The following is a 14,445-nucleotide window of genomic DNA, read 5'->3' as shown; positions in this document are numbered from 1 at the left end:
ACGTTTTTTTTAATCTCATATTTCTAATTTTTAAGAAATAATTTTGTTTTATTCCAAAATTTTAGAAAATTAGCCTCACTTGTAGCCCACGACTAACGGGAATCTATAATTTATATAGGTAAGTGATTTTGCAACCGTGGCTTGACCTGTGCAAAGAATTAGATTTAGGCAAGCTGTTTTTTTTTAGATTTTGTTACTCAAAACCCTTAAAAGAGCACCACATATTATCATCACAAACATTATTACATAATAAAATGGTAAAGCCTTTGATTCACCCCTTTGCTCAGTAAGGTTTGTAAAGTTTAAAATAAACAATATGCAAATCATAAAAGCCCCAAAGCCTATTAAAGCCCATCCCATTTTATTTAAAATGTCTTTCATCTCATTTTTTTTTATGTCTTAAGGTTATATAAGTGCAAACTTAATAGATTGGTTTAAAAATGATTTTTAGGACTGTTACTTTATTTATAATAGTAGTCAAAAAAACGATAATTGATTTAATATTTTAAAAATCGATCAATATTTCAGAAATTGCGATAAAGCGTTAAAATAATACCTATAAAAATGTCAAAAATAGATCAGTTTAAAGAAGAAATAAACAAGGGTTACACTTTTAAAGGTGACTCAATAATATTAGGAGCGGCTAAGCTTGATGATCAAGTGGTACCTGGGACTCAAATAAAAATACCACTTTCTACTTTAAACAGGCACGGGCTAATAGCAGGTGCCACAGGTACAGGAAAAACGAAAAGTTTACAAGGATTGGCAGAAGCCATGAGCGATGCCAGTATTCCGGTATTGTTAATGGATATTAAAGGTGACTTAAGCGGAATCGCTATGCCAGGCGAAGCCAAGTCTTTCATTACAGAAAGAGCAGATGCAGCCGGTATTACCTACAATCCATCTGGTTTTCCGGTAGAATTATTGACACTTTCGGATCAAAAAGGAACTAGGCTTCGTGCCACAGTTTCTGAGTTTGGGCCTATTCTTCTTTCAAAAATTTTAGGTTTAAATGACACACAGGAAGGAATTGTCTCTGTAGTGTTTAAGTATTGTGACGATAATGGCCTTCCATTACTTGATCTTAAAGACTTCATTAAAGTATTGCAATATGTAGGCGAAGATGGCAAGGAAGAATTTGAGAGTGCGTATGGCAAAATGTCTTCAGCCTCTGTAGGCACCATCATGCGTAAAGTGATTGAACTTCAGCACCAAGGAGCCGATGTGTTTTTTGGAGAAACTTCGTTTGATGTAGACGACCTTATGCGAATTGACAACCAAGGCAGAGGTATTATTTCTGTTTTGAGAGTGTTAGATTTAATGGATAGACCCAAGCTTTTCTCAACGTTTATGTTGAGTCTTTTGGCTGAACTTTACGCAGGATTACCAGAGGCTGGCGATGAAGATAGGCCTAAATTGGTGATATTTATAGATGAAGCCCACTTGGTTTTCCAAGAGGCATCAAAAGCTTTGCTACAACAAATAGAAACGGTAGTTAAACTTATTCGTTCAAAAGGCGTGGGGATATATTTTGTGACTCAAAATCCACAAGATGTGCCCGCTTCGGTGCTTAGTCAGCTTGGTCTAAAAGTACAACATGCCTTAAGGGCATTTACAGCAAATGATAGAAAAACTATAAAAGAAGCTGCCAATAACTACCCTGAAACAGATTTTTACAAAACTGAAGAAGTATTGACTTCAATGGGAATTGGAGAAGCTCTAGTGACTTGTCTTAACGAAAAAGGGATTCCGACGCCATTGGCAGTTAGTTATATGTTGCCTCCGAGAAGCCGTATGGATGTATTGACCGATTCGGAAATAGACCAATTGGTGGCTCAGTCAAAAATAGCAAAAAAATACAACGAGCTTGTAGACCGTGAGAGTGCATATGAGATTTTAAATAAAAAAATAGACCTAGTAAACGAGCAAGAAGAGGCCGAAAAGCCAGCAGCTAAGTCTGGAAAAGCTGAAAAGTCAACTTTAGATACTATACTTTCGAGTTCGGTTACTCGTCAAATAGGCAGAACTGCTGCAAATATAATTACCCGCTCACTTTTAGGTGCTTTGGGAATAAGTAGTACGAGTTCAAGAAGTAAAAAGAAAACAAGCTGGTTCTAATTAATAATATGGTAATAGGAATTGGCGGTCCCAGTAGGTCTGGTAAAAGTACGTTAGCTAACCTACTGGTGACTTATTTTAGAAAAAACGGTAAGAAAGCCATTATTTTTCACCAAGACGATTTTGTGTTTCCCGAAACTCAGATTCCGAAAGTGAGAGATAAAACGGACTGGGAATCTCCGGCCTCCATAGATCATGAGCTTTTGCTTGAAGTGGTTACAGATTTCAAACACAGGTTTGATGTGGTTATAGTGGAAGGTTTTTTTGCTTTTTTTGACCCAAAACTAAATTCACTTTACGAAAAACGTCTTTTTATTAAAATATCAAAGCGTACTTTCATTATTCGTAAAGCCATGGATTCTCGCTGGGGTTATATACCCACGTGGTATATAGATCACATCTGGAAATCTTATCTCAAACTCGGGAAACCTTCTATTATAAAGTCTGATTATCTAATTGCTTCTGGTGAAGATGAGTTTGATATGAAAAAGATTTTGGGGTATTTAGAAAAATAATGATTTCTCCATTCTTTTTTTGTGAAAAATACCTTTTGAGCTTTTATAATGAAACATACTCCTCATTAACAAGTTAAATACCAATTGACAATCCTTCATGCCATGAAAAACCTAAAAATTTACTTTTCTATAATTGCTTGTGCAGTTTTTAACCAAGTCTTTTCTCAAACGCATTTTTATCTAAAACCTGACCGGGTTTTTGACGGAGAAAAAGTCCTAACGGGCTATGGTGTGCTTATAAAAGACAATAAAATAGAAAAAGTGGACTTGATGAAGACACTGGATTCGGCGTTGCCCGCAAATACTCAAGTCGTAGTTTTAAAAGGGAAAACCTTGTTGCCGGGTTTGATAGAAGGGCATTCGCACTTGTTTTTACATCCATATAACGAAACACCTTGGGACGAGCAAGTGCTCAAAGAGTCGCGAGCATACAGAACTGCCAGAGCAGTAAAGCATGCCGAGAGTACCCTGCGTGCCGGATTTACAACGGTGAGAGACTTAGGCACAGAAGGTGCCGAATATGATGATGTTGGGCTAAAAAAAGCAATTAATGATGGCGTGATTTTGGGACCAAGAATGTTAATCGCCACCAAAGCTTTGATAGCTACGGGCAGTTACGGCCCCAAAGGTTTTACCTCAGATATGGAGGTGCCTCAAGGTGCCGAAGAAGCTGACGGCCATGACGATTTGATAAAAGCCGTACGTATGCAAATTGGTAAAGGTGCCGACCTCATAAAAGTATATGCTGATTATAGATGGGGATTAAACTCCACTGCTATGCCTACATTTACCTTAGACGAATTAAAGCTAATAGTGGAGGTAGCAAATAGTAGTGGCAGGCCAGTTGTGGCTCATGCATCTACTCCAGAAGGAATGAAAAGGGCTATATTGGCAGGAATAGAGACCATAGAACATGGAGATGGTGGCACTCCTGAAATTTGGAAAATGATGGCGGATAAAAACGTGTATTTATGTCCGACCCTAGCCGCTGGCGATGCCATAACACAATACAGAGGTTGGAAAAAAGGAGTAGATCCAGAACCAGATAGAATTAAGGCCAAAAGAAAGAGTTTTTCTGAGGCCTTAAATGCAGGCGTTAAGATTTGTTTTGGAGGTGACGTAGGAGTTTTTCCACATGGCGAAAATGCCCGAGAGCTAGAAATGTTAGTTGACTACGGCATGAAACCCCTGGAAGCATTAAAGGCCGCTACTTCAGTAAATGCCACCGCTTTTCATATAGACACCGAGTTTGGAAGCATAAAGTCCGGTTACTTTGCTGATATTATTGCAGTAGAAGGAGACCCAACGGTGAATATCTCAGACATTAAAACTGTAACTTTTGTGATGAAAAATGGCAAAGTCATTGATCTTAAGAAATAGTAAACTTAAGAACTTAGGCTATTAATTTAAACCAAACCAAAAAGACTAAAAAAGACCTGTTGTGCCCAAAAAATCATTTTGGTGCCATATTTGGCTGCTACGGCAGTCGAAGACTTTGAACTGTAACTGTTATTTATCATGTACATGTCCAAATAGTTTTTATAGCTTGGGTCTATTTGTGCATACTTAATTCTTTTCTTAAATGCATATTCTTTGATGCGTTCTTTTCCGTCCCAATAGATTGTTTCTGATTTGTTGTCATCAAAAACTACTTTAATTTCCACAGGAAGGGTCATGTCGCCCAAACGCTCTATGGTAAAGTTGCCGCTAGGTGTAAGCTTTCTCGCTGCATTTTTTAACTTTGTTATGGCATAGTCACAAGTTGGAGCAGAATAAACTGCTTGCTGGAAAAACCAGTCCATAGATTCATATTTTCCTTCTTTTTGAACTACTTCGTTTGTGACGTTCACAAAGTTCTGCATGTTTGGATGTCTAAATTTATAAGTATCGAAATAGGTTTTTATCACATTTTTAAATGTTTTTTCACCCAAAAGCCCTTCTAAGTTTTTAAGCCAAGTTGCTGTTTTTTGGTATGTCATTATTCCATAGGTTCCGCCCGGATATTGCCATGACTTGCGGTTAATTTCGGTAATGCTCGGATTGTCCATCGAAACATATGCCATTCTCGAGGTAGCTAAGTCATTCATGGTAAATCCAAAAAGATTTAAGGTAGAGCCATCGGGATAATATGTATCCATAATTTTGCCTTCATGAAACTGCGTAAAGCCCTCGTCCATCCACGATTCTTCAAACTCGTTTGAGGCCAAAATACCTTGGAAATATTGGTGTACAAACTCATGTATGGTAACCACTTCTGCGTATTTGCCCCATTGGCCTATACCCCAATACGATCCGCAGGTGATTAGTGTTGGGTACTCCATGCCGCCTGAGCCAGAACCAGAAAGTGAAGGATCTATTAAAGAAAGTGTTTTATGTGGATATGCACCCACGTTTTTCGCCATATAGTCCATGGCATTTTTTACAGATGAAAAATACCTTTCTACTTGATAGGCGTGCTCAGGCTGCATAAATGCTTGAATACCTGTGCCCAAATGTGAGGTTTTGAAAACTTTAAAATGTGGCGATGCCGCAAAAGCAAAGTCATGAACTTTACTTGCTTCAAAAAACAAATTTTTGGTTTTATCTTTATTGTTTGTCTCTGATTTTAGTGCTCCAGTAGCGGCAACTTTAAATTCTTTCGGGATGTTAATGTTTACTCTGTAGGTGCCAAAGTCTGCATAAAATTCAGAATGAGCATGAAACTGGTGGCAATTCCATTGAGCAGCTTGGTTGTTTTTTGATTCAAATACGCCGATTTTAGGGAACCATTGCCCAACCATAAAATAATCGTTGTTCGCCCAGCCTGTTCGTGCAAATATTTTAGGAAGTAAGGATTTGAATCCTATTTGAACTTGAATGGTTTTTCCAGGCAAAATAGGTTTTGCTAAAGCGAGGCTTATAACTGTTCGGTCTTTTGAATTCAAGTCATCAGGCTGAATGTACCTGATTTTAGAAACAAGATTTGAACTTTGGCCTATTCTTATGCTGCTCAGGTATATGTTTCCATAGTTTTTTCTTGAGGTGGTGTCTATTTTGTCTCCTCTGAGTTGTCCACCAGACTCTTTCATAAATGTAGAGTTTTCGTCCCTGAAGGCATTTAGATAGAGATGGAATTGTAGCTCTTGGGTAGGAGTATTGGTGGTGTTTGTCCACGTTATGGTCTCTTCACCTATAATGGTCTTAGTTTCAGGATTTAATTTAGCTTGGATGTCGTAATTCGCTATGTCTGTTTTTTGGGCGAATGCCGAAAAAGCGAAAAGAAAAATAAAGGTAAATCTAAAATAAGGGGCCATAAAATTGACTAATGATTTTGGAAAGCCAATTTAAGCAAAAATGAGGGAGATACGTTTAGTTTGGGCTAAGAATTAATGTTTTGGACAATCACAATATCGCTTTCCCATAAGAAGTTTTTTTAAGCGATGCTTTCTTTTTTTGTACCGGCCATTCTTGTTTTTTTTGCCTTTTTCAAAAATGCTGACTTCTTTATTTTCGGAAAAAGAGCGGTTTTCGCCCGCAAAAGCTGAAATGTTTAATACTAAAAAAAATAAAATAAATAGGCTTTTGATACGCATAATGATTATGAAACTAATGATTCGTTAATCTTCTAACGAAAAATGTGCCACTATAGTTTGTCTAAGATATTTAATGTGATTGCTTCGGGTTTTTCTATAAAATGGATTTTTGTATTGGCCCAAACATGTTTAAAAAATTCAGAATTTCTATAGGCTTCCAAATCTTTTTCTGACTGCCATTGGCTGTGCGTCATAATCACATTTGGTTTGTTTACTTCTTGTAGAAATTCTAACATTTCACAGCCGGGAAAATTCCTGATTTGGGTTTTGAATTCCTCTAAAAAACTAAGAAACTCCGAAACTTTGGTAGGGTCAAATGTGAGTTTAACTATTCTTGTAATCATTTTTATTTTAAAATAAATTAAGTTGCTCACTTACTTGTATCACCTTAGGTGCATTCACTTCTTTGCTGTTGTGATTTTTAGAACTAATGGTATTTCCGATGGTATAAGCTTTCATTTTTTTTGAATCAAAAGGCACGTAAAGCTCTTCGGCGGCAAGCTCATCATTTAGCCAAAGTTGTTCTTGTTTTTGATCCAAAAGTACAGGCATTCTTTTTTTTGTGTTGTGTATTTCTGCCATCAAGCTATTGGCCTCTGTGGTCAATATACTAAATGTATTCACAAGTTCTCCTTGGGTGTTTACATGCGAATCAAATAGGCCCGCCATAGAAAAAATGGGCATTTCGGGTACAAATATAAAATAGGGGATTTTGGTATTGCCCACAAGTTGCCATTCAAAGAAACCTGTAGAAGGCACAATACATTTCTTAGCGTTTTTAAAGGAAGGTTTTTCAGAAATAGTTTCTATGCGGGCATTCAGTGTTTTGCTTCTAATCTCTTGAATTTTAGAAGGCGAATCTGCCCAACTCGGTATTAGGCCCCAATTCATTTGTTCTATAAACTCACTTTTGATAGGGATTATTGGCCATTTCTGATATTCAAATGCGTTGGCATGAAATATTGGCTTCTGCTCACCTTTCAGTTTGGCTTTGTATTTTTTCTCCAGACTTTGTTTGTCGGTGTTGATAGAATTGTGAAAACACATTTAACTTTTATTAAGAGTTTTTGAAAGAAAAATCAGCAATAAAATGCAACCTTCGTAAAATAAAACCATCTATATACTAAACTAAAATAAATTTAAAGTTATGAAAAAAGTAATATTAATGGGCCTTTTGGTATCCATTTTTGGAATTGCAAATGCTCAAAAAGAACAAAAAAAAGAAATTAAAACCCAAGTAGAAATAACAGAGGGCTCTACTCCAGGGAAAAAACGTGTAAGAATAGAAAAAAGCATCAACGGCAAAGTGGAGATTATTGAAAAAGAAATCGACGCGAAAGATATTGAGAATGGCCAAAGTTTGACATTTATAGAAGACATACAAGACACGCTTATTCATGATATAAAAGGAGAGAAGCAAGTCAGAGTAATAATAAAAGACAGTGACGAAAGGGATTTTGAGTGGGAAGAAGACAACGATGGGGACTCTCCAAGATGGTACGGATCAAGAGATTATGCGAGAAGTAGAAAGGAAAATTACAACAGAAGAAAAGGGGAGTTTGAATTTGAAATGGAAAGGCTTCACGATAAAATGGCCGATTTGCCGAATAAGTTAAAAGGTGCGAGACTTTATGAATTAGACGATCATATTTTTAAATTTAATGATGCTGCCACCATTCGTTCGCTTGATGTTTTTACAAATAGACCTGATACGGATGTTTTAAATGTAAGATTCTATGCTCCAGGCGAAGGCGATGTAAGCATAACCGTTTTGGACTTAAAAGGGAATGTAGAAGCTAAAACCACCGCCAAAAACTTTAAAGGTGAGTATGTGGGGCAGTTAAAGCTTAAAAAAGGAGCTAAGGGAACTTATGTGGTTATAGTGGCTCAAGGTGAAGATGGACAAACAAAGAAAATCAAAATTGAATAAAAATTTCAGTACTTTGTATTGCATATTACTATATGTTTTTTATATTTGTTTTATCAAACAGAAAAGCTATGAAAAAACTATTTTTAATGCTCGTGTTATTTTTAGGAATTGGAGAGGTTCAAGCCATCGGGTTAATTGAAAATAGTAATCATTTGCGGATTGAATCTAAAAAGAAAAAGATTCAAGCTGGCGATGATAGAGATTTTTTAAAAGATTCTAATTCTGAAAAAAAAGAAGGGATCTTAGAAAAAGTCTACAACTCAGCCAAGAATATGGTCGTTAAGTTTTTTGTGCTTTTGTTTGGTGGCCTGCTCGACTTCACGTTTGAAGATAAGATTTCAGAGGTTCCGCCAAATGCAAAACAGATATATTGTGAGACTAAATCATAAAAAAAACACTTGGCAAGCCAAGTGTTTTTTTTGTTAACCATATTTTTTGAAAATTACTTTCCAAAAAGCTTAGCGAAAAATCCTTTCGCTTTTTTTGTAACTTCTTCTACAGCCTCTTCTGCCTCGTGAGCTAGTTCGCCTGCTTTGTTTTTTGCTTTGTTAAGAGCTTCTTCAGCGTCTTCTTTTAAGTCTTCAAATTTTTCAGAAGCTTCATTTTTTAGTTCATTCATTTTTTCAGAATTAACCACTTCAGAAACTTTTGCTTTTGCTGAATTAAATGCCTCAGTGGCTTCATCCGCTAGCTCAGAAGCCTTCGCTTTTGCTTCTGTAAACTTTTCAGTAGCTTCAGCTTTGATTTTATCCGTATCTACCATTCCCGAAACCTTTTCTTTGGCAGCATTAAATGCCTCAGAAGCATCTTCAGCCAGCTCAGATGCTTTTTCTTTTGCTTCAGCAAATTTCTCTGCTGTTTCTTCTTTAATATCAGATATTAATTCAGCTGCTTCTTCTTTTGCTTCTGAAAGTTTTTCAGAGGCTACTTCTTTTGCTTTCGATGCCATATCAGCGGCTTGATCGGTAAGGTCTTTTTTGTTTTCTTCCATTTGATTTGATTTGTTTTATTACAAAAATACAAAACTTTAGATTAAATATTTTAATCTAATTACCTCTTTTTCAGACAAAAATCTCCATTTTCCTCTAGGTAAATCTTTTTTAGTTAAACCTGCATATGTAGTTCTGTCAAGTTTTAAAACTTCATAACCAAGGCTTTCAAATATTCTTCTAACAATTCTGTTTTTACCACTGTGAATCTCTATCCCAATAACCTCAGCGTCAGGGGTAACCGCAGAAAGCTCGTCTGCTTTCACAATACCGTCTTCTAGCTCAACTCCAAGCAAGATTTGGTCAAAATGCTCGTTGGTTAAAGGTTTGTCTAATTCTACTTGATATATTTTTTTGATATCGTTAGTAGGGTGCGACAGCTTATCGGCAAGTTCTCCATCGTTAGTCATCAAAAGGAGCCCTGTGGTTGCCCTGTCTAGTCTTCCAACTGGGTAAATACGCTCTTCGCAAGCATTGTTAACCAGTTCCATAACTGTGCGTCTTCCTTCGGGATCGTCAGTAGTGGTTATAAAATCTTTTGGTTTGTTTAGCAAAAGATACATCAGTTTTTCTCTGTTAAGTATCTTACGTCCATATTTTACTACGTCAGAAGGCTGCACTTGGTAGCCCATTTCTGAAATGGTTTTGCCGTTTACCGTGATTTGCCCCGAAGCTATAAATTCATCTGCTTCTCTTCTTGAGCACAATCCTGCATTTGCTATGTATCTGTTAAGTCTGATTGAATCTACTTTAGATTCGTTTTTTTCTACTTTTTGTCTCACTTTTGGAGGTAAATGCGACTTTAGTCTTTCTTCGCTGTAGTTTGGAGCCCTTTTAGGGCCTACTTGGCGGTCTTCCCATTTGGCTTTAAGGCCTTGGTTTTTCGAAAATTCTTTATCAAAACCAGGTTTTTTATCAGAATCGTATCTTCCTGTAGATGGATAATTTCTTTTAAAATTCCCTCTTTCGTCTACTCTTCTAAATTCGCCTTTTTCGTCTCTTTTAAAATCGCCTCTGCTGCTGTCTCTTTTAAAATTCCCTCTAGCTTCTTCTCTTTTAAAGCCTCCTCTTGAGTCGTCTCTTTTGAAATCTCCTCGCGATTCATCTCTTTTAAATCCGCTCGTAGGTCCTTTTCCATCAAATCTTGACGGACGGTCGCTGCTTGGCTTTCTGTCGTTTGATCCTTCAAATCTCTTTGGTCTGTCGTTTGAGTCAGATCTAAAATCATTAGAGAATCTATCGCTCGAAGGTTTTTTGTCAAATGATCTGTCGTTGTTTCCGCCGTATCTTGGCGATCTGCCTTCGTCTCTGCCTTTGGGTCTGTTAGAGTCAAAACGAGAAGGTCTGTCTCCAGATGGTTTTCTGTCAGAATCAAAACGTGAAGGTCTATCTCCCGATGGTTTTCTGTCAGAGTCAAAACGAGAAGGTCTGTCTCCCGATGGTTTTCTATCTGAACCACCTCTGTTACCGTCAAACTTTGAAGGTCTGTCGTCTCTGCTTCCCTCAAACCTTTGGGGTTTATCAGAGACTTTCCTAGTATTGTCGCTGTCAAATTTCCTAGGCCTTTTACTGTCAGGTTTGCTTGAACCTCCTGATAGGTTTTTTCTTCCGAATGGTTTGTCTTTCATTTTCTTTGCAATATCACTACTGTATTTAAGCTTGCAATTTAATTTAAAATCAGCGATTTATGCCTTATTTGCTTATTATTTTGTTTGGTTAAAGATTGAAATACAATTAAATAGAGAAAATATACAAATACTTACCGTTTGTCCATTCGGGTAGCCTATCTTACGTGAAAGATTGATATTTATCCGAATTCACTTTCGGGTGGCCCACGAAACCTTAACTTTGATAAAAAAAATATTATTCATTCAATTAAATCACTAATAACATGTATTCAATTTTAGCCGTAACCCTATTGATTGTGGTGGTAATCACCATGTCAGTTAAAGTTGTGCCCCAGCAAAGAGCTTATATTATAGAGCGACTCGGAAAGTTTAACGGCGTTTTGCAGCCGGGCATTACTTTTATCATGCCTTTTTTAGACAGAGTGGCGTATAAACATTCATTAAAAGAACAAGCATATGATATTCATGAACAAATTTGTATAACACGTGATAACGTGCAAGTACGTGTAGACGGTGTGATTTTTTTACAAGTAGTAGACCCTCAAAAAGCCTCGTATGGTATTAACGATTACGTTTTTGCGGTAACGCAGTTGGCTCAAACCACTATGCGTAGCGAAATAGGAAAAATAGACCTGGATAAGACTTTTGTGGAGCGTATGATCATCAACACGGCCGTGGTAGCCGCTATTGACGAGGCTGCTATAGGTTGGGGAGTAAAAGTACTTCGATATGAAATAAAGAATATTTCGCCTCCCGCTACGGTTTTACAGGCCATGGAAAAACAGATGCAAGCCGAAAGAGAGAAAAGATCTGTGATTTTGGAATCAGAAGGTAAAAAACAGTCGGCTATCAACATGGCTCAAGGAGAAAAAGAACGCGTAGTGTTGGAGTCAGAAGGTCAAAAACTTTTGCAAATAAATAGGGCAGAAGGTGAGGCTCAAGCTTTGAGAGCGGTAGCAGAAGCAACTGCAGATTCTATTCGTTTGGTAGCAGATTCTATTCAAACTAAAGGTGGTTTAGAGGCGATTCAACTTAAAGTAGCCGAAAACTATATTGAGCAATTTGGAAAAATAGCGAAAGCTTCAAATACAATGATTTTGCCTTCCAATATGGCCGATATGGCTGGGGTTATTGCCACAGCAATGAATGTGATTAAACAAGAAAATAGCAAATAATATGGATATGTCTGCCGCAAGTACTTGGGTAGTGTTGGGAGTAATATTACTCATAATTGAAATTATTTCAGTTTCATTTTACTCGGTCTTTTTCGGAATAGCAGCAATCATCGTTGGGCTTTTGACTTATATGGGCGTCTTCGACGACTTGCCTACACAAGTGGGCGTTTTTGGATTGGTATCGCTGCTGAGTTTATATCTTTTTAGAGAAAAATTCATGGATGCATTCCTAAAAAAAGGACAAACATTTACTGAATTTGTAGACGAGCACGCCATAGTTTCTTTAGAGATTGGTGCAGATTCAGAAGGTAAGGTTTTTTACAGAGGTACCGATTGGATTGCCCTCGAAAAAAACGGAAAAGCAATAGCCGCAAACGCGAAAGTGGTTATTCGAAAAATAGATGGAATTAAGCTAATTGTAGAAGAAATTTGAAATAAAAAAATCATTAAAACATAATAGGCCTCCGAGAAATCAGAGGCCTATTTTTATTTTTAACCAAAAAGATGATTTATAATTTTAATCTATAAATCTTTTTACGATTGGCTGATAGCTGTCTATGCGGCGATCTCTCAAAAAAGGCCAAGTGGTTCTGTAGTATTCGGTTTTTGAAATATCTATCTTCTCCACGTGGGTTTCTTCCTTATCGTGCGATGCCAAATACAGGAGCCTTCCATGCGGATTTGCTACAAACGAGCCACCCCAAAACTGCTGATTGGCTTCTACGCCTACACGGTTTACAGATACCACATAAACGCCATTTGCCACAGCGTGTGAGCGTTGTATGGTCTGCCAAGCCTCATATTGCTCCTGATTTATTACGGGGTCTTTTTCGTCCATATCCCAGCCGATGGCAGTTGGAAAAAATAGAATTTCAGCACCCATCAAAGAGGTGATTCTTGCCGCCTCGGGGTACCATTGATCCCAGCAGATAAGCACGCCTATTTTGGCAAACTTTGTTTCAAAAACCTTATAACCTAAATCGCCCGGAGTGAAATAAAATTTTTCAAAATACCCCGGATCGTCTGGAATGTGCATTTTACGGTATTTTCCAAGATATTCACCGTCGGCGTCAATTACCGCAGTGGTGTTATGGTAAAGTCCCTGTGCTCTTTTTTCAAATAAAGAGGCAATAATAACTACCCCAAGTTCTTTGGCTAAAGGCTGTAAAAGGTCCGTAGTTGGCCCTGGGATAGCCTCTCCTAATTTGAAATTCTCATGGTCTTCTACATCACAAAAATACAGCGAGGTAAATAACTCTTGCAGGCAAATTATTTGAGCACCCTTCGCAGCGGCTTCTTTGATTTTCAAAATTGCCTTGTCTTTATTTTGTTGCACATCTGAGTCACAGCTCATTTGTACCAAACCTATATTAATATCTTTCATTGTCATGTTTTTTTGTTCAAAATTTAACTTTAAATCTTTCTCCAAGTTCAAGCAGACTCTCTACCACTTTTTCGTTTAGTGGCAAACCACTTATTTCTCTTTCGGCCTTAAAGTTTCGCTCTTGATCTCCCGGAATCTGAACGGGGTTATCGTCAATATGTTTGGCAGACCTAAATCTGTTTATCCAAATATCCATATTTTGTTTAAAATCTTCTTTAGGCCTAAATCCGTCAATTCGCATCGCTCCCAAAAAATGGCCTGTGCCTTTGCCCACTTCTTGGGCAGTTACATCATGAAAACCCGCAGTGGCAAATGGCGGAACCCACGGTCCAAAATTGGCACCTGAAAGTACACCCGAAAGTATGTCTACTACTGCTCCTAAGCCGTAGCCTTTGTGGCTCCCGTGTTCTCTGTCTCCACCAAGAGGCAAAAGTCCGCCGCCTTCTTTTACTGCATTTGCGTTATCTGTTGGGTCGCCATTTTCGTCTTGCACCCAGCCTATAGGTGCTTTTTTGCCTTGTCTTTGTAATATTTCCATTTTGCCGTAGGCTACGGCTGTGGTAGCAAAGTCAGCCAAGAAAAACGGCTCTTTGTCGGCAGGTATGGCTACTGCTATTGGGTTTGTGCCCAAAAGTTTTTCTTTCGAAAAAGTAGGTACAACCAATGGAGCCGAGTGCGTCATGGCCCAGCCAATCATATCGTCAGAAACTGCCAATGCGGCATGATAACCTGCAATGCCAAAATGGTTGGAGTTTTGGACCGAAACCCACCCGCTACCTACTTTTTTGGCTTTCTTTTTGGCCACTTGCATAGCATACGGAGCCACTACTAGCCCAAGTCCGCGGTCGCCGTCAATAGTGGCTGTGCTGGGTGTTTCGTGTATTATTTTTATGTTTGGAGTAGGGTTTAGGCGGCCGTGGTCATATAGTCTCACATAACCCGCAAGGCGAGCTACACCGTGTGAATCCACACCGTTTAGGTCGGCATTAATGAGTACATCGGCAGCCAACTTTGCGTCTTTGGTACTGCAGCCCAACGATTTAAATATTTTCTCTGTAAATTTTCTTACTTTTTCTGAAGCGAACATCCTGTCTGATTTTGTGTGACAAAATTATTAAATTAAAAAGTAAGTAG

The 14,445-nt window shown here is 37.9% G+C and carries 15 protein-coding genes; 7 read left to right on the top strand and 8 right to left on the bottom strand.

Annotated features, from left to right (window positions below; translation table 11 throughout):
* Nucleotides 1-183 precede the first annotated feature (183 nt).
* Complete coding sequence (locus tag ACFOOI_RS07650) at nucleotides 184-381, bottom strand: hypothetical protein (protein ID WP_379836746.1); 198 nt, start codon at nucleotides 379-381, stop codon at nucleotides 184-186.
* Between the two features lie 183 nt (nucleotides 382-564).
* On the opposite strand from ACFOOI_RS07650, the gene ACFOOI_RS07645 reads away from it, so the two are divergent.
* The 3 genes from ACFOOI_RS07645 (at nucleotide 565) to ACFOOI_RS07635 (ending at nucleotide 4,013) form a co-directional block, all read left to right on the top strand.
* Nucleotides 565-2,118 (top strand): helicase HerA-like domain-containing protein, encoded by a 1,554-nt coding sequence (locus tag ACFOOI_RS07645; protein ID WP_379836744.1) that lies wholly within the window; start codon nucleotides 565-567, stop codon nucleotides 2,116-2,118.
* 8 nt (nucleotides 2,119-2,126) lie between these two features.
* A complete protein-coding gene (locus ACFOOI_RS07640) occupies nucleotides 2,127-2,633 on the top strand; it encodes a uridine kinase family protein (RefSeq protein WP_379836742.1) in 507 nt (168 codons plus the stop codon).
* 102 nt (nucleotides 2,634-2,735) lie between these two features.
* Nucleotides 2,736-4,013 carry a metal-dependent hydrolase family protein gene (locus ACFOOI_RS07635; protein WP_379836740.1) on the top strand — a complete coding sequence of 426 codons (1,278 nt, stop codon included), beginning with the start codon at nucleotides 2,736-2,738 and terminating at the stop codon, nucleotides 4,011-4,013.
* A gap of 26 nt (nucleotides 4,014-4,039) precedes the next feature.
* Here the strand turns inward: ACFOOI_RS07635 and ACFOOI_RS07630 are convergent, their stop codons facing one another.
* The 3 genes from ACFOOI_RS07630 to ACFOOI_RS07620 all read right to left on the bottom strand — a co-directional run bounded on the left by ACFOOI_RS07630 (nucleotide 4,040) and on the right by ACFOOI_RS07620 (nucleotide 7,252).
* Nucleotides 4,040-5,926 carry a M1 family metallopeptidase gene (locus ACFOOI_RS07630; protein WP_379836738.1) on the bottom strand — a complete coding sequence of 629 codons (1,887 nt, stop codon included), beginning with the start codon at nucleotides 5,924-5,926 and terminating at the stop codon, nucleotides 4,040-4,042.
* A gap of 329 nt (nucleotides 5,927-6,255) precedes the next feature.
* A complete protein-coding gene (locus ACFOOI_RS07625; RefSeq protein ID WP_379836736.1) occupies nucleotides 6,256-6,549 on the bottom strand; it encodes a putative quinol monooxygenase in 294 nt (97 codons plus the stop codon).
* 7 nt (nucleotides 6,550-6,556) lie between these two features.
* Nucleotides 6,557-7,252, bottom strand: a complete 696-nt coding sequence (locus ACFOOI_RS07620; protein WP_379836734.1) for an SOS response-associated peptidase — start codon at nucleotides 7,250-7,252, stop codon at nucleotides 6,557-6,559.
* 100 nt (nucleotides 7,253-7,352) lie between these two features.
* Between ACFOOI_RS07620 and ACFOOI_RS07615 the strand changes: the two genes are divergently transcribed.
* On the top strand, nucleotides 7,353-8,135 hold the full coding sequence (locus ACFOOI_RS07615) for a T9SS type A sorting domain-containing protein (protein WP_379836732.1): 783 nt from the start codon (nucleotides 7,353-7,355) through the stop codon (nucleotides 8,133-8,135).
* Nucleotides 8,136-8,203: 68 nt separating this feature from the next.
* Nucleotides 8,204-8,524 carry a hypothetical protein gene (locus ACFOOI_RS07610; RefSeq protein ID WP_379836730.1) on the top strand — a complete coding sequence of 107 codons (321 nt, stop codon included), beginning with the start codon at nucleotides 8,204-8,206 and terminating at the stop codon, nucleotides 8,522-8,524.
* 53 nt (nucleotides 8,525-8,577) lie between these two features.
* Here ACFOOI_RS07610 and ACFOOI_RS07605 read toward each other — a convergent pair whose 3' ends face one another.
* Entirely contained in the window at nucleotides 8,578-9,126 is a 549-nt protein-coding gene (locus ACFOOI_RS07605; protein ID WP_379836728.1) for a hypothetical protein, read from the bottom strand.
* 36 nt (nucleotides 9,127-9,162) lie between these two features.
* A complete protein-coding gene (locus ACFOOI_RS07600; protein WP_379836726.1) occupies nucleotides 9,163-10,752 on the bottom strand; it encodes a pseudouridine synthase in 1,590 nt (529 codons plus the stop codon).
* A gap of 263 nt (nucleotides 10,753-11,015) precedes the next feature.
* On the opposite strand from ACFOOI_RS07600, the gene ACFOOI_RS07595 reads away from it, so the two are divergent.
* Both ACFOOI_RS07595 and ACFOOI_RS07590 read left to right on the top strand, forming a co-directional pair.
* Nucleotides 11,016-11,927, top strand: a complete 912-nt coding sequence (locus ACFOOI_RS07595) for an SPFH domain-containing protein (protein WP_379836724.1) — start codon at nucleotides 11,016-11,018, stop codon at nucleotides 11,925-11,927.
* A 7-nt stretch (nucleotides 11,928-11,934) separates the two neighbouring features.
* Entirely contained in the window at nucleotides 11,935-12,360 is a 426-nt protein-coding gene (locus tag ACFOOI_RS07590) for an NfeD family protein (protein ID WP_379836722.1), read from the top strand.
* Between the two features lie 84 nt (nucleotides 12,361-12,444).
* Here ACFOOI_RS07590 and ACFOOI_RS07585 read toward each other — a convergent pair whose 3' ends face one another.
* Nucleotides 12,445-13,311: a carbon-nitrogen hydrolase gene (locus tag ACFOOI_RS07585; RefSeq protein WP_379836720.1), complete on the bottom strand. Its 867-nt coding sequence runs from the start codon at nucleotides 13,309-13,311 to the stop codon at nucleotides 12,445-12,447.
* A 16-nt stretch (nucleotides 13,312-13,327) separates the two neighbouring features.
* Nucleotides 13,328-14,398 carry an Ldh family oxidoreductase gene (locus ACFOOI_RS07580; RefSeq protein ID WP_379836718.1) on the bottom strand — a complete coding sequence of 357 codons (1,071 nt, stop codon included), beginning with the start codon at nucleotides 14,396-14,398 and terminating at the stop codon, nucleotides 13,328-13,330.
* Nucleotides 14,399-14,445: the final 47 nt, after the last annotated feature.

Origin of the sequence: Lacihabitans lacunae, assembly GCF_042649125.1 — a bacterium.
In the GTDB taxonomy this organism is placed as follows: Bacteria; Bacteroidota; Bacteroidia; order Cytophagales; family Spirosomataceae; genus Leadbetterella; species Leadbetterella lacunae.
This window is presented reverse-complemented; position numbering and strand designations above follow the sequence as displayed.

Bases quoted from the DNA above. Each gene is read 5' to 3' on its own strand.
- ACFOOI_RS07650 (WP_379836746.1), bottom strand. From the start codon at position 381: ATGAAAGACATTTTAAATAAAATGGGATGGGCTTTAATAGGCTTTGGG.
- ACFOOI_RS07645 (WP_379836744.1), top strand. From the start codon at position 565: ATGTCAAAAATAGATCAGTTTAAAGAAGAAATAAACAAGGGTTACACT.
- ACFOOI_RS07640 (WP_379836742.1), top strand. From the start codon at position 2,127: ATGGTAATAGGAATTGGCGGTCCCAGTAGGTCTGGTAAAAGTACGTTA.
- ACFOOI_RS07635 (WP_379836740.1), top strand. From the start codon at position 2,736: ATGAAAAACCTAAAAATTTACTTTTCTATAATTGCTTGTGCAGTTTTT.
- ACFOOI_RS07630 (WP_379836738.1), bottom strand. From the start codon at position 5,926: ATGGCCCCTTATTTTAGATTTACCTTTATTTTTCTTTTCGCTTTTTCG.
- ACFOOI_RS07625 (WP_379836736.1), bottom strand. From the start codon at position 6,549: ATGATTACAAGAATAGTTAAACTCACATTTGACCCTACCAAAGTTTCG.
- ACFOOI_RS07620 (WP_379836734.1), bottom strand. From the start codon at position 7,252: ATGTGTTTTCACAATTCTATCAACACCGACAAACAAAGTCTGGAGAAA.
- ACFOOI_RS07615 (WP_379836732.1), top strand. From the start codon at position 7,353: ATGAAAAAAGTAATATTAATGGGCCTTTTGGTATCCATTTTTGGAATT.
- ACFOOI_RS07610 (WP_379836730.1), top strand. From the start codon at position 8,204: ATGAAAAAACTATTTTTAATGCTCGTGTTATTTTTAGGAATTGGAGAG.
- ACFOOI_RS07605 (WP_379836728.1), bottom strand. From the start codon at position 9,126: ATGGAAGAAAACAAAAAAGACCTTACCGATCAAGCCGCTGATATGGCA.
- ACFOOI_RS07600 (WP_379836726.1), bottom strand. From the start codon at position 10,752: ATGAAAGACAAACCATTCGGAAGAAAAAACCTATCAGGAGGTTCAAGC.
- ACFOOI_RS07595 (WP_379836724.1), top strand. From the start codon at position 11,016: ATGTATTCAATTTTAGCCGTAACCCTATTGATTGTGGTGGTAATCACC.
- ACFOOI_RS07590 (WP_379836722.1), top strand. From the start codon at position 11,935: ATGTCTGCCGCAAGTACTTGGGTAGTGTTGGGAGTAATATTACTCATA.
- ACFOOI_RS07585 (WP_379836720.1), bottom strand. From the start codon at position 13,311: ATGAAAGATATTAATATAGGTTTGGTACAAATGAGCTGTGACTCAGAT.
- ACFOOI_RS07580 (WP_379836718.1), bottom strand. From the start codon at position 14,398: ATGTTCGCTTCAGAAAAAGTAAGAAAATTTACAGAGAAAATATTTAAA.